We start from the raw sequence: 13,045 nt of genomic DNA on the forward strand, positions 1-13,045 counted from the left end.
GTCCCGCCCGGGCTGCCGCTACGGCGTAGACTCCACGACCCGTGAGGATCCTCGTCACCGGCGGCGCCGGCTTCATCGGGTCGGAGTACGTGCGGATGCTGCTGGGCGTACCCGGCGGCGACGCGGCCGGGGTGCCGGTCGAGGGCCCGGCCGCGCTCACCGTGCTGGACAAGCTCACCTACTCCGGCAACCTGGCGAACCTGGCACCGGTACGCGACGATCCCCGGCTGCGCTTCGTCCACGGTGACATCTGCGATCCGGCACTTGTCGACGAGGTGGTGCCGGGCCACGACGTGATCGTCCACTTCGCCGCCGAGTCGCACGTGGACCGTTCGATCACCGGCGCGGCACCGTTCGTCACCACGAACGTCCTCGGCACCCAGACGCTGCTGGACGCCGCGCTGCGGCACGGCGTCCGCCGGTTCGTGCACGTCTCCACCGACGAGGTGTACGGCTCGATCGACTCCGGCTCGTGGACGGAGGACTGGCCGCTGGCGCCGAACTCGCCGTACTCCGCGTCGAAGGCCGGGTCGGACCTGCTGGCGCTGTCCTACCACCGCACCCACGGCCTGGACGTCGTGGTGACCCGCTGCTCCAACAACTACGGGCCGTACCAGTTCCCGGAGAAGGTCGTCCCGCTGTTCGTGACCAACCTGCTCGACGGCGGCACCGTGCCGCTCTACGGCGACGGCGGCAACGTCCGGGACTGGCTGCACGTGCACGACCACTGCCGGGGCGTGGCGATGGTGCAGGAGAAGGGGCGGGCCGGCGAGGTCTACCACATCGGCGGCGGCACCGAGCTGACCAACCGGCAGCTCACCGAGCGGCTCCTGGCGGCGTGCGGGGCCGGCTGGGACCGGGTCGTGCCGGTCACCGACCGCAAGGGCCACGACCGCCGGTACTCGCTGGACATCAGCAAGATCAGCAGCGAGCTGGGGTACGCCCCGAGCATCGACCTCGAGAGGGGCCTGGCCGAGACGATCAGCTGGTACCGGGAGAACCGGGCCTGGTGGGAGCCGCTGAAGACGGCCGGCCCCGAATGACCCGGATCCTGGTCACCGGCGCGGGCGGGATGCTCGGGCGGGACCTGCTCGCCGTGCTGCGGACCCGGCCGGACCTGTCCGTCACCGCCGCCGGCCACGCCGACCTCGACGTCACCGACACGCACGCGGTCCGGGACGCGGTGGGCGGCCACGACGTGGTGTTCAACGCCGCCGCGTGGACCGACGTGGACGGCGCCGAGACGCGCGAGCGGGACGCCACCGCCGTCAACGGCGACGCGGTGGCCGCGCTGGCCGGCGCCTGTGCCGTGTCCGGCGCGCGCCTCGTGCACGTCTCCACCGACTACGTGTTCGCCGGGGACGCCACCGAGCCGTACCCGGAGGATGCTCCGACCGGCCCGGTCAACGCGTACGGGCGCAGCAAGCTCGCCGGGGAGCGGGCGGTGGCCCGGCTGCTGCCCGAGACCGGGTACGTGGTGCGCACCGCCTGGCTCTACGCCACCCACGGGCGCAACTTCGTCACCACGATGCTGCGGCTGGCGGCCGAACGCGACCGGCTCGACGTGGTGGACGACCAGCGCGGCCAGCCGACCTGGTCGTACCGGCTCGCGGAGCGTCTCGTGGCGCTCGCCGACGCGGCGCTCGCCGGCGACGCGGCACCGGGGACGTACCACGGCACCGCCGCCGGCGAGACCACCTGGTACGGCCTGGCCCGCGCCGTCTTCGCCCTGCGTGGTCTCGACCCGGACCGGGTCCGGCGGACGACGAGCGACAGCTTCCCGCGCCCGGCGCCGCGCCCCCGCTACAGCGTGCTGGCGCACGGCCGGTGGGCCGCCGCGAAGCTGCCGCCGCCGGGTGAGTGGCACGCGGACCTGGCCGAGGCGCTCAGCGCCCTCCGCCCCGGAACACCTCGGTGACGGTACGCAGCACGATCTTGATGTCGAGCCAGAGCGACCAGTTCTCGACGTAGTAGTTGTCGAACCGCGCCCGGTCCGAGATCGGCGTGTCCCCGCGCAGGCCGCTGACCTGAGCCAGCCCGGTGAGTCCGACCGGTACGCGGTGCCGCATCGCGTACCTCGGGTACTCCATGGAGAACTTCTCCACGAAGTACGGCCGCTCCGGCCGGGGCCCCACCACGCTCATCTCGCCGCGCAGGATGTTCCACAGCTGCGGCAGCTCGTCCAGCGAGGTCCGCCGCATGAACCGCCCGATCGGCCCGACCCGCTCGTCGTGCGCGATCGACCAGGTGGTCTGCGACTCGAGCTCGTCGGCCGGGCGCATCGACCGGAACTTGATCACGTGGAACGGCTTGCCGTACCGGCCGATGCGCTCCTGACGGAAGAACACGCCCCGGCCGCCGTCGAGGAACGTGGCGGCGGCGCAGAGCAGCAGCAGCGGGCTCAGCGCCAGCAGGGCGGTCACCGCGAACACCACGTCGGAGGCGCGCTTGAGCCGCCACCGGGGCCCGGTGAGCGTGGTGTCGCCGATCTTGATGATCGGGATGGCGCCGATGTGGTCGGGGTAGCCGCCCTGCGACCGCGACCCCCACAGGCGCGGCACCGCCCACAGGTCACAGCGGGAACTGGCCGGACGCAGCAGCGCCTCCATCAGGTCGGCCTCGGAGCAGTCCGGGTCCGCGATGACGAGGACCTCGCACTCCAGCATGTCGGCGAGTTTCTCCAGGTCGTCGATCGTGCCGATGAGCGGCAACGCGCCGATCCGCGGCCGTGACGGGGCGTCGACAGCGCCGACGAACCGCAGCCCGTACTGCGGGTATCGGCGCAGCAGCCGGGCCAGCTCACCGCCGATCGGCCCGCCGCCGATCACTATCGCGTTGTGCTCCACCCACCGCCGCTTGCGGGCCAGCAGGATGAGCCGGCTGTTCAGCGCCCGTCCGACGATCACCAGGCCGGCGGAGAGCGCGACGCCGCGCATGAACCCGCTGACGTGCGGCACCGAGTCGTGCCGCAGCGCCGCGATGATGGCACCCACCGCGCCGGAGGCCAGCAGCCGGCCGCCGAGGCTCGGCAGCTCGTCCAGGATGCTGATGTGCCGCCGCGGCCGGTAGAGCCCGCCCGCGGCGAACAGGCCCACTGTGAGCGCGGCGTTGAACAACGTGCCACGCCAGTAGTCCTGAGTCAGCAGCAGCGGCGTGAGCAGCGCCGCGACGTCGATGGGCGCGGTCACCATCCAGGCCCGCAACCGACGGGTACGCGTCGACGCCCGCGACCCCGCGTACGGCAGCACAGTGGTCGTGTCCATGCCGCTGTCCATCGGCGTGTTCATGGCCACACCGGACGGCGGCGCAGACGGATGCTCGAACGCCGGCAGGCGTGGCATGGTCGATCCTCCCCCGTGACGCCGCCGGCCCGGATACAGAGACCGACGGCGATCGCAGGATACGAGCGACCCCGCCCCGCCGCCAGCACCGGCATGGCAGATCGACGTCCTACTTTCCGCTGATGGCGAGGATCTCGGGGACCGAGTCGCGGCGCACCGCGTCGAACAGCGTCTTCGAGCGCGCCGGATCGGGGAACACGACGCTCTCGCTGCCGACCCGGCCGGTGCCCTTGACCGGGCAGGTGAAGAACGTCAGGTTGCCGCCGCGCAGGCCCCGCATCTCCATCGCGAGGTCCACCAGCGACAGTGACTTGTCGACGGCCACCGAGTCGGACGTGGCGCGGACGAACGAGTTCAGCTTGGCCGGGTTGGTCAGCACACCGCCCGAGGCGGCCTTGTCCAGGATCGCCTTGATCACCTGCTGCTGGTGCCGGATACGCGCGAAGTCGCCGTCCGGGAAGGCGTGCCGCTCCCGCGCGTAGTCCAGCGCGGCGGCCCCGTCCATCGTTTGCCGGCCCTTCTCGAAGGTCCGCGTGCCGATCAGTGAGTACTTCGTGGTGAAGCCCTTCTCCACGTCGATCTCGACACCGCCGAGCGCGTCGATGATCTCCTTGAAGCCGGCGAAGTCGACCATCGCCACGTTGTCCACCCGTACGCCGCTGAACTTCTCCACCGTCTGCACCATCAGCGGCACACCGCCCCAGGCGTACGCGGCATTGATCTTCGCGTCACGACCGCCGCGGCCCTCCTTCGACTTCGGGACGGCCGTCCAGGTGTCGCGGGGGATCGAGATGAGCTGGGCGCTCGACCGGTCCTTCGGCAGGTGGGCCAGGATGATCGTGTCGCTGCGCGAGCCGCCGGTGCTCTCCGGGTCGCGGGAGTCGCTGCCCAGGATCATGATGTTCATCGCACCCTTGGCCTCGACCTGCGGCCGCGACTCCTCCGGGACGCCCTCGAAGGCGTCGACCCGCTCGATCGACTTGTCGACCGAGCGGTAGTAGAGGCCGCCGGCCACTGCGGTGCCGCCGCTCAGCAGCACCACCACGAGCAGCACGATCAGGGCGATCCGCCGCCCCCGGCGGCGCCGGGGCGCCTTCTCCTCCACCGGCCCGCCCGGCTCCACATCGGAGCCCTGCGCACGACTGTCGGAATCGGTGAGCTGGTGGCGATCTGACATGCCGCGATGCTACTGAGTCACGTCGTACCGTGTGGCCCCGCGCCCGGACGGTGACGCCCCGGCGGCGTGGGACCGTCGCGGTGAGGTGGCCGGTTCCGGGCCTTGCCGCCGGACGGCCATCGGATCGATGATGGTGAGGAATGCCACATCGACCGAGGAGTCGAGATGCAGGTCATCCACCAACCGCGGGTGGCGTGGGACGCCGCCCGGGTCATCGGCGGGGCGATCCACGACGAGCAGCTGTTCGGCTGGCTCCGCGGCGAACTCGGTGCCCTGATGGGCCCCGCGGCGGCGGTGGCCCTCGACGAGAGCCGGGACCGGGTCCGCCGGGCCGGCGACGCCCGGCTGCCGGTCGAGACCGGCGTGTGGCGCGTCCGCCTGGAGGACTCGCTGCGGCAGCGCCCCGACCTGGCCGGCGGGCTGTCCGGTGTCGTCTCCACCGCCCGTACGCTGCGCCCGGTTTAGCTTTCGCTTAGCTCGCTTGTCCCACGGCACGCCGGTCCGGCAGCATCGACCGGCGTGACCGACGGCACCGCACCCCACCCGCCGACCACCGGCGCCGCGCCCGGACCCGCCACCCCGGACGACCGGCGCCGCACCGCCGGACGCCGTCGCCGCCTGGCCGCCGCCGGGCTGGTCACCGTCGCCGCCGCGGTCGCGGTGACCCTCGCGGTACGCGGCGGTGCCGCCCCCGCCTGCGCCGCCCCGGCTGGGCGCGCTGCCGTGGCCGCTCCTCCGCCCGCCGTTCTGCCGCCCGGCGCTGCCCTGGCGGCGGCTGCCGCCCCGCCCGTCGTCGGCGTGACGCACAGCGGCAAGGCCACCTTCTACGACTCCGAGGGCTCCGGCGGCAACTGCTCCCGGCCCGCCGCGCCCGCCGACCGGTTGTACGTCGCGCTCGGCCCGAGCGAGTACGCCTCCGGCGCCTCCTGCGGCGGCTTCCTCGACGTCACCGGCCCACGCGGCACCGTCCGGGTGCTCGTGATGGACCAGTGCCCGGAGTGCGCACCAGGTCACCTCGACCTGTCCGCCGAGGCGTTCGCCCGGATCGCCGACCCGGTGCAGGGAGTGGTGAAGGTCAGCTACCGCGCGGTGGTGAACCCGAGGCTGCCCGGCCCGCTCACCTTCCGCATGAAGGAGGGCTCGTCGCAGTGGTGGTTCGCCGTCCTGGTCGGTGACCACGGCAACCCGCTGCGCTCGGTCGAGGTGCGGCAGAACGGTTCGTGGCGGGCGGCGCAGCGGCAGGACTACAACTACTGGCTGATCCCGTCCGGAGCCGGTCCCGGGCCGTACGAGATCCGGGTCACCGACGTGTACGGCCACCGCGTTATGGCCACCGGCGTCCGGATGCTCCCCGGCCAGGTGCAACGCAGCAGGACCCGCATGTACGGCGCCGATCCCGCCACCCCCGGACCCACCCCGAAGAAGCCGACCCCCACCCCCAGGACGCAGACCTCCAGTCCTCCGGCCTCCCTCACGCCGTCGCCCACCCTCACCCCGGCCCTCACGGAACCCCTGGTGCAGGCAGCCGCCACCCCTCCCACCCAGGCCCCCTGCTCCTGACCCCGCGCCCGCCCGCTCAGCTCGCCGATCTTGCACTTGCGGCCCTCGATCTACCCCGGGATGCGGCTTTTGCGGAGGCGGAAAGTGCAAGATCGGCGGGGCAGGGCGGGCGAGGACGGGACGGGGTCAGGGGGAGGTGGGGAGGTCCAGCCACATGAGGATCTCGTCGCGGGCGTCGGTGGGGGACAGGCGCAGCGCGGCGGGGAGGCGGCCGATCTCGCGGTAGCCGAGGCGCTTGTAGAAGCGGTCCAGCCCGAGGCCGTCGCGGACCGTCACGTGCAGCGCCGCCAGCCCGAGGCCGCGGGCGATCCGCTCGGCCTCGCGCATCAGCGCCGCGCCGTGGCCGCGTCCCTGCGTGTCCGGGTGCACCATGACGCGCTTGAGCACCCGCCAGTGCGTCTTGAGGTGGAACCGGTTGTCGGCGATGACCAGCACCGCGACCAGCTTCTCGCCCTCGTAGCCGGCGAGCAGCCGGTCCGGCCCGTCCGCCACCTCGTCGAGCGTGGAGGTGGCGAGCGGGCGTACGTCGTCGGCCGTCACCGGGGCGACGAAGCCGACGGCGCCGCCGGCGTTCGTCACGTCCACCCAGAGCGCGATGATCTGCTCGCGCAATTCGGGAGTCGGGTCGGGGTCGAGTACGAAGCGCAGGTCCACGACGCCATCCTGCGCGTGACGACGCGGCCCGGACCCGCGTTCGTGACGCGGGTGACACAGTTGATGGTGCGGGAGGGGGGTTTCGAACCCCCACGTCCTCTCGGACACAGGCTCCTAAGGCCTGCGCGTCTGCCGTTCCGCCACTCCCGCCGACCCGCTGAGTTTAGAGCGTCGTGCCGCAGGCGTGTGTACTCCGGGCCGTGACCGGAACGACCTCAGTCGAGGCCGAGGTCCCGGCGCAGCTTGGCGACGTGACCGGTGGCCCGCACGTTGTAGAACGCCTGCTCGATCTTGCCGTCCTCGTCCACCACGAACGTCGAGCGGATCACGCCGGTGACGGTGCGGCCGTACATCTGCTTCTCGCCGAAGGCGCCATACGCCGTCAGCACCGCCTTGTCCTCGTCGGAGACCAGCGGGAACGTGATGGCGTCCCGGTCGCGGAACTTGGCGAGCTTCGCCGGCTTGTCCGGCGAGATGCCCACCACCTCGTAGCCGGCGGCTTGGAGGGAGGCGAGCGAGTCCCGGAAGTCACACGCCTGCTTCGTGCAGCCGGGCGTCATGGCGGCCGGGTACGCGTACAGGATGACCTTGCGGCCGCGCAGGCCGGACAGGGACAGCGTGCCGCCGTCGTCGGTGGGGAGGGTGAAGTCGGGGGCGGGGTCGCCGGGCTCGAGGCGGTCGGTCATGGCGGTGACGATACCTCCGGGCCGGTGCGGCCGGCGGGCGGCGACGCGCGGGCGCGGTGACGGCCATCATGAGGTTGTTGCCAGATATTGGCAACAGTGCCTTCCTGGAAATACGCTGAGCGCGTGGACACCCTGGCGATGCACATCTCCAACGGGATCATCAACGGTCCGGTCGCCGCGATCTTCGCGGCTCTCGCCCTCGCCGCGCTCGCCTTCTGCGTGCTGCGGGGCCGAGCCGACCTCGACGACCGGCTGGCTCCGATGGCCGGGCTGGTGGCGGCGTTCATCTTCGCCGTGCAGATGCTCAACTTCCCGATCTTCACCGCCGGGGTCAGCGGTCACCTGCTCGGCGGCGCGCTGGCCGCGCTGCTCGTCGGCCCCTGGGTCGGCGCGCTCTGCGTCGCCGTGGTGCTCATCGTGCAGGCGCTGGTCTTCGGTGACGGCGGGGTGGCGATGCTCGGCCTCAACATCACCAACATGGCGCTGCTCGGCACCGCCGCCGCGTACCTGCTGATCGCGCTCCTGCTGCGCGTGCTGCCGCGTACCCCGGCCGGGCTGGCGGTCACCGCCTTCGTGTCCGCGCTGGTCAGCGTGGTGGTCGCGTCCCAGGGCTTCGTCCTGCAGTACTGGCTGGGCGGCACCACCGACCTCGGCGGCAACCTCACCGGCCTGGCCGGCACCATGGCCTTCGCCCACCTGCTCATCGGCATCGGCGAGGGCCTGATCACCGCGACCACCGTGGTCACCGTCGCCAAGGTCCGACCCGACCTGGTGTACGCGCTGCGCGCCCTCAAGCCGGCCACGCCGGCTCCCGCCGTCCCGGTCGCCGGAGGTGCCCGATGAGCAAGCGTCACTGGCCGTTCCTGCTCGGCGGCCTGCTGGTGGCCCTGCTGCTGGCCGGCGTGGTCAGCAACTACGCCTCCTCGCACCCGGACGGCCTCGACTCGTCGCTGCTCAAGGGCTGCACCGTCAACGCCGACGACGAGATCACCGGCGGTAGCTGCCCGGCCCAGCAGGCCAAGGACCACGAGTTGGCGGACAGCCCGCTGGCCGACTACGGCGTCCGCGGCATCGGCAACGACTTCCTCTCCACCGGCCTGTCCGGCGTACTCGGCGTGCTGCTCACCTTCGCGCTCGGCGGCGGCCTGTTCTGGCTGGCCCGCCGCCGCGGCCCCGCCACGCCCGTCACGTCCGCCGGCCCCGGGGCGCGTGACACGACCACCGCGAGCACCGACCCGGCGGACGACGCAGCGACCCCGTCCACCGGCACCCGCTGACCGTGGGCGCAGGGCACGCGCACGCGCTCTACCGCGAGTCCGGCTCGCCGGTGCACCGCCTTCCGCCCGAGGTGAAGATCGCCGCGATGGTGCTGTTCACCATCGCCGTGGTGGCGACGCCCCGGGAGGCGTACTGGGCCTTCGGCGGCTACGCGCTCCTGGTCGCCGCGGTGGCCGCGCTGGCCCGGGTCGGCCCGCGCTGGCTGCTCAGCCGGGCGCTGATCGAGCTGCCGTTCGTGCTGTTCGCGTTCGCGCTGCCGTTCCTCGGGGCGGGGGAGCGGGTCGAGGTGGCAGGGCTCGCCCTGTCCGTCGACGGGCTGCACGGCGCGTTCAACATCCTCGCCAAGGGCACGCTCGGCGTACTCGCGTCGCTCCTGCTGGCGGCGACCACGACGACGCGTGACCTGCTGCTCGGCCTGGACCGGCTGCGGTGCCCGCAGATCCTCACCCAGATCGCCACGTTCATGCTCCGCTACCTGGAGGTACTCGTCGGCGAGGCCCGCCGGATGCGCGTGGCGCGGGTGTCGCGTGGCGACGACCCACGGTTCCTGTGGCAGCTGCGCGGCTTCGCGGCCGGGGTCGGCGCGCTGTTCCTGCGCGCGTTCGAGCGCGGCGAGCGGGTCTACCTGGCGATGCTCTCGCGCGGCTACACCGGCCGGATGCCGGCGGTGTGGCAGGGGGCCGGCGCGGCCACCGCCGGCCAGTGGGCGGCCGCCGCGACGGTGCCGGCGATCGCGGCCACCATCGCCGCCGTCGCGCTCGTCCTGCAATGATCGGGTACGTGCAGCAGCCGCCCTCCCTCGACGTCGACGGCGTCCGGTACGCGTATCCGGACGGTCATGTCGCCCTGCACGGCGTGGACCTGACCGTGCCGCGCGGCGATCGGGTGGCGCTGCTCGGGCCCAACGGCGCGGGCAAGACCACGCTCGTGCTGCACCTCAACGGCATCCTCACCCCGACCGAGGGCACGGTGACCGTCGGCGGCCTGACCGTCAGCCGGGACCGGGACACGCTGGCCGAGGTACGCCGCCGCGTCGGCATCGTCTTCCAGGACCCGGACGACCAGCTGTTCCTGCCCACAGTCGCCGAGGACGTGGCGTTCGGCCCGGCCAACCTGGGCCTGCGCGGCGCCGAGCTGGCCGCCCGGGTCGACGAGGCGCTCACGGCGGTCGGTATGAGCGAGCACCGGGACCGTGCGCCGCACCACCTGTCGTTCGGGCAGCGGCGCCGAGTGGCGGTGGCGACGGTGCTGGCCATGCGCCCGGAGATCCTGGTACTGGACGAGCCGTCGTCGAACCTCGACCCGGCCGCCCGCCGCGAGCTGGCGGAGATCCTGCGCTCCCTGCCGGTGACGCTGCTCATGGTCACCCACGACCTGCCGTACGCGGCCGAGCTGTGCCCCCGCTCGGTCATCCTGGACGGCGGCCGCATCGTCGCCGACGCCCCCACCCTTGACCTGCTGGCAGACGAGGCGCTGCTGACAGCCCACCGCCTGGAGCTCCCTTACGGCTTCGCCCCCCGCCCCACCTGACCCGCCCCTCGCCCGTCCCGCCCTCGCCGTGCCGCCCTCCTCCGCCGCGATCTTGCACTTTCGTCCGGGCATCCGGGACAAAAGCCGCAAGCTCGGGGCGGCAACTGCAAGATCACGCCGTCCAAGGGGTGCGTGCGGCGGGAGTGGAACGTGATGGGTGTGTCGGGGGCGGTTTGACACCCGTGGTGTTCCACTCGGGCGTGCCCGGCGCTCGCAGCTCTCGGTGATCCTACGGTTGCGGCCCCGGAGATGTGGTGAATGCCGTGGATGCCGGGGCGGAAAGTGCAAGATCGCGGGGTTGGGGGGCGGGAGTTCCTCGTTCGGCCGGTTGTTGTGGCGCACGGCCTCCCGTTACGCGAGATTGGCGTTCCGCGTGGTGGGAGCAGTGGAGATCTTGGTAGGAAAGGGCCCCTATGGGGGCCGTTTGGTACCAAGATCTCGCCGCGGGCGGGGCGGGCGGGCGGGGCGGGTTAGGGCGTGGGGGTTGGGTGGGGGGTGGGGCGGGCTGCTCTTGCAGCGGTGCGCAGGCGCAGCAGGCCCGCCGCCACCGCTCCGGCACCCGTCGCCAGGCCGAGCACCACCAGCACCCGCACCAGCGTGGCCGGGCCGGCGGCCGGGGGGATCGCGCGGGACAGCGCGGCCAGGTTCGTCGCCACGGCGAACAGCGTGAGGCAGGCGCCTGCGAGCGCCAGCACGAAGTCGGCGGCCGGGCGGCGGGCCAGCGCGTACCCACCCGCGGCGAGCGCGCCGAGCCCGGTGAGCAGCGTCCACACCTGCCCGGTGACCAGCTCGGCGAGCGTTCCGCCGACGCCGGGCGCGCCGGTGTCCAGCGCGCGGGCGACGGTGAGCGCCACAGTCGCGGCGCCGCCCACGGCGAGCAGCGCGCCCACCCCGCGCAGCGCCCGCACCCCGGCGGCGGTACCGCCCGGCGCGAGTCCGGCCGCGCCGATCAGCAGGAAGCCCAGCGTGGCGGCGACCCACCAGGGGTACGGGTCGGGCGGCGGCACCCAGTCCAGCGTGCCGCGTACGGCTCCGGCGGTGTCACCGGCGCGCAGCGGCACCGCCCAGTCGCGTACCCGATGTTCCCGGTCCGGGTCGGCGGCGACGGCGGCCGGCGGAGCTTCCTCCCGCCACAGCGTGCGCTGATCGTGCCAGCGGGCGGTGGGGCCGTCGTCGATCCGCCGCCAGTCGGGCGCGGCGGCCGGGTTCGCCTCGGCCGGCAGCCGGGTCTCTCCGGCCAGCGTCCGGTTCAGGTACGCGGCGGGGGAGTGGGTGTTCTCGTACACGCCGCCCGGGCCGATGCGCAGGTACGGCTCACCGGAGTAGCCGAACACGGTGACCTCGGCGCCGGTGTCGTTCGTCAGCTCCAGCCGCGCGCCGGCCTCCACCATCCGCGCGGTGAGGCCGGGGCGGTCCGGGTCGACGCCGCTGATCGTGGCGCGGTAGTCGGTGCCGTCGGGCGCGTCCGCGCCGTGCGCGGCGGCCGGCGTGGCGAGCGTGAGCAGCGCGGTGGCCGCGACGGCGAGCACCAGCGCGGCCCGGCGCAGGGGTGCGATCACTTGCCGGCCGCCTCCACCGCCGACTTGATCCCCTCGGGGCTGCGGTCCTGGAGTTCACTGCCGTTGACCTTGATGGTCGGGGTGCCGGTCACGCCGGACTTGCTCGCCTCGTCGGTGACGTGCTCGGTCCACGACCGGTACGTGCCGTCGGAGACGCAGGAGGCGAACTCGTCCCGGTTCAGCCCGACGCCCGCGCCGATGTCGACGAGTTCGTCGTTGCTGAGTCCGGCGCCGCCCTCCGGCGGCTGCTTGGCGAAGAGCTGGTCGGTGAACTCACGGAACTTGCCGCCCTGCGCGGCGCAGCCGGAGGCGGCCGAGGAGCGGGTCGAGTATTCGGTGGTGGAGAAGCGGTTCAGGAACGCCACCGGGTGGAACACCAGCTTGGCCTTGCCCTCGCTGACGAGCTGGTTGAGCGTCTCGCCGTTGATCTGCTGGAACTGCTTGCAGGCCGGGCAGAGGTAGTCCTCGTACAGGTCGATGGTGACCGGCCCGGTGCCGAGCACGATGCCGGTGCCGGCATCGTTGGCCCCGGGCGGGGCGGTGAACTCGTCGGACTTCTGGCTGGAGTAGACCGCCCAGCCGATGCCGCCGGCGATGACGAGCACCAGCACCGCGGCGATCGAGGTCCAGAGCGTCCGCTTGCGCCGCTTCTCCCGGGCGATCTGCTCGCGTACGACCCGGGCCGCGTCCTTGCGCCCCTTGCGACTACTCATCGGTGTCCTCCACGGTGTCGTCGCCCGCCAGCCACCCGTCCACGGAGAACGGGGTGCGGGGCCAGATCAGCAGGAACCCGGCGAGTACCAGGAACCCGAGGTCCCGGAGGATCTCCGGGAGGTAGCTGGGCGTCTGGCCGGCGGCGAGCTGCCCGCCGCTGCCGAAACACCCGCAGTCGATGGCCAGGCCCCGGGCCCAGGCCGAGGCGATGCCGGCGATGAAGACCACGAGCAGCGCCGCTGAGACGCCGGCGCTGATCCGGGTGGCGAGCCCGGCGATCAGCAGCACGCCCAGGGCCAGCTCGACGAACGGCAGCGCCGCGCCGATCACGGTGGCCACGTCGTACGGCATCACCTGGTAGGCGTTCACGGCCCGGCCGGAGGCGGCCAGGTCACCGACCTTGGTGCCGCCGGCGATCAGCCACACGGCGGCGAGCCCGAGGCGGGCCGCGACGCCGAGCCAGGGCCGCAGGGCCTGCCAGCGGCCGGCCCGAGGTGAGGGGGAGGGGGTCACAGTCATTCGTCGTCCGAGCGCCACGAAAGGTTC

The 13,045-nt window shown here is 73.0% G+C and carries 15 protein-coding genes and 1 tRNA gene; 8 read left to right on the plus strand and 8 right to left on the minus strand.

Annotated features, from left to right (window positions below):
• Positions 1-41: 41 nt before the first annotated feature.
• Complete coding sequence (gene rfbB, locus O7546_RS04300; RefSeq protein WP_194799560.1) at positions 42-1,043, plus strand: dTDP-glucose 4,6-dehydratase; 1,002 nt, start codon at positions 42-44, stop codon at positions 1,041-1,043.
• Complete coding sequence (gene rfbD / locus O7546_RS04305) at positions 1,040-1,918, plus strand: dTDP-4-dehydrorhamnose reductase (protein ID WP_281600504.1); 879 nt, start codon at positions 1,040-1,042, stop codon at positions 1,916-1,918. The genes rfbB and rfbD overlap by 4 nt, the downstream gene beginning before the upstream one ends.
• Here the strand turns inward: rfbD and O7546_RS04310 are convergent.
• Both O7546_RS04310 and O7546_RS04315 read right to left on the minus strand, forming a co-directional pair.
• The gene (locus O7546_RS04310; RefSeq protein WP_194799562.1) at positions 1,887-3,341 is read right to left on the minus strand and encodes a sugar transferase; all 1,455 of its coding nucleotides are present in this window, start codon (positions 3,339-3,341) and stop codon (positions 1,887-1,889) included. The genes rfbD and O7546_RS04310 overlap by 32 nt on opposite strands.
• 109 nt (positions 3,342-3,450) lie before the next feature.
• Positions 3,451-4,518, minus strand: a complete 1,068-nt coding sequence (locus tag O7546_RS04315; RefSeq protein WP_228531614.1) for an LCP family protein — start codon at positions 4,516-4,518, stop codon at positions 3,451-3,453.
• 165 nt (positions 4,519-4,683) lie between these two features.
• Here O7546_RS04315 and O7546_RS04320 point away from each other — a divergent pair, with 165 nt between their 5' ends.
• The gene (locus tag O7546_RS04320) at positions 4,684-4,983 is read left to right on the plus strand and encodes a hypothetical protein (RefSeq protein WP_269696237.1); all 300 of its coding nucleotides are present in this window, start codon (positions 4,684-4,686) and stop codon (positions 4,981-4,983) included.
• A 54-nt stretch (positions 4,984-5,037) separates the two neighbouring features.
• The gene (locus O7546_RS04325) at positions 5,038-6,078 is read left to right on the plus strand and encodes an expansin EXLX1 family cellulose-binding protein (RefSeq protein WP_194799564.1); all 1,041 of its coding nucleotides are present in this window, start codon (positions 5,038-5,040) and stop codon (positions 6,076-6,078) included.
• A gap of 126 nt (positions 6,079-6,204) precedes the next feature.
• Here O7546_RS04325 and O7546_RS04330 read toward each other — a convergent pair whose 3' ends face one another.
• The 3 genes from O7546_RS04330 to bcp form a co-directional block, all read right to left on the minus strand.
• Entirely contained in the window at positions 6,205-6,732 is a 528-nt protein-coding gene (locus tag O7546_RS04330) for a GNAT family N-acetyltransferase (protein ID WP_281600505.1), read from the minus strand.
• A gap of 64 nt (positions 6,733-6,796) precedes the next feature.
• Positions 6,797-6,882, minus strand: a tRNA-Leu gene (locus O7546_RS04335).
• 65 nt (positions 6,883-6,947) lie between these two features.
• On the minus strand, positions 6,948-7,418 hold the full coding sequence (bcp, locus tag O7546_RS04340; protein ID WP_194799566.1) for a thioredoxin-dependent thiol peroxidase: 471 nt from the start codon (positions 7,416-7,418) through the stop codon (positions 6,948-6,950).
• 123 nt (positions 7,419-7,541) lie between these two features.
• On the opposite strand from bcp, the gene O7546_RS04345 reads away from it, so the two are divergent.
• Genes O7546_RS04345 through O7546_RS04360 form a run of 4 tightly spaced genes read left to right on the plus strand, consistent with a single transcriptional unit; the run spans position 7,542 to position 10,226 of the window.
• Positions 7,542-8,261 carry an energy-coupling factor ABC transporter permease gene (locus O7546_RS04345; RefSeq protein ID WP_030270233.1) on the plus strand — a complete coding sequence of 240 codons (720 nt, stop codon included), beginning with the start codon at positions 7,542-7,544 and terminating at the stop codon, positions 8,259-8,261.
• Positions 8,258-8,695: a PDGLE domain-containing protein gene (locus O7546_RS04350; RefSeq protein WP_194799567.1), complete on the plus strand. Its 438-nt coding sequence runs from the start codon at positions 8,258-8,260 to the stop codon at positions 8,693-8,695. The genes O7546_RS04345 and O7546_RS04350 overlap by 4 nt, the downstream gene beginning before the upstream one ends.
• A 2-nt stretch (positions 8,696-8,697) precedes the next feature.
• On the plus strand, positions 8,698-9,468 hold the full coding sequence (gene cbiQ, locus O7546_RS04355; RefSeq protein ID WP_194799568.1) for a cobalt ECF transporter T component CbiQ: 771 nt from the start codon (positions 8,698-8,700) through the stop codon (positions 9,466-9,468).
• Entirely contained in the window at positions 9,465-10,226 is a 762-nt protein-coding gene (locus O7546_RS04360; protein WP_194799569.1) for an ABC transporter ATP-binding protein, read from the plus strand. Before cbiQ ends, O7546_RS04360 begins: the two co-directional genes overlap by 4 nt.
• Positions 10,227-10,696: 470 nt before the next feature.
• Here O7546_RS04360 and O7546_RS04365 read toward each other — a convergent pair whose 3' ends face one another.
• The 3 genes from O7546_RS04365 to O7546_RS04375 are packed head-to-tail and all read right to left on the minus strand — an operon-like array spanning position 10,697 to position 13,018.
• Positions 10,697-11,785, minus strand: a complete 1,089-nt coding sequence (locus O7546_RS04365) for a hypothetical protein (RefSeq protein WP_281600506.1) — start codon at positions 11,783-11,785, stop codon at positions 10,697-10,699.
• Complete coding sequence (locus tag O7546_RS04370; RefSeq protein WP_030270220.1) at positions 11,782-12,498, minus strand: thioredoxin domain-containing protein; 717 nt, start codon at positions 12,496-12,498, stop codon at positions 11,782-11,784. Before O7546_RS04370 ends, O7546_RS04365 begins: the two co-directional genes overlap by 4 nt.
• Entirely contained in the window at positions 12,491-13,018 is a 528-nt protein-coding gene (locus O7546_RS04375; protein WP_194799571.1) for a MauE/DoxX family redox-associated membrane protein, read from the minus strand. The genes O7546_RS04370 and O7546_RS04375 overlap by 8 nt, the downstream gene beginning before the upstream one ends.
• Between the last annotated feature and the right edge of the window lie 27 nt (positions 13,019-13,045).

It is taken from the genome of Micromonospora sp. WMMA1976 (assembly GCF_027497335.1).
GTDB lineage: Bacteria > Actinomycetota > Actinomycetes > Mycobacteriales > Micromonosporaceae > Micromonospora > Micromonospora aurantiaca.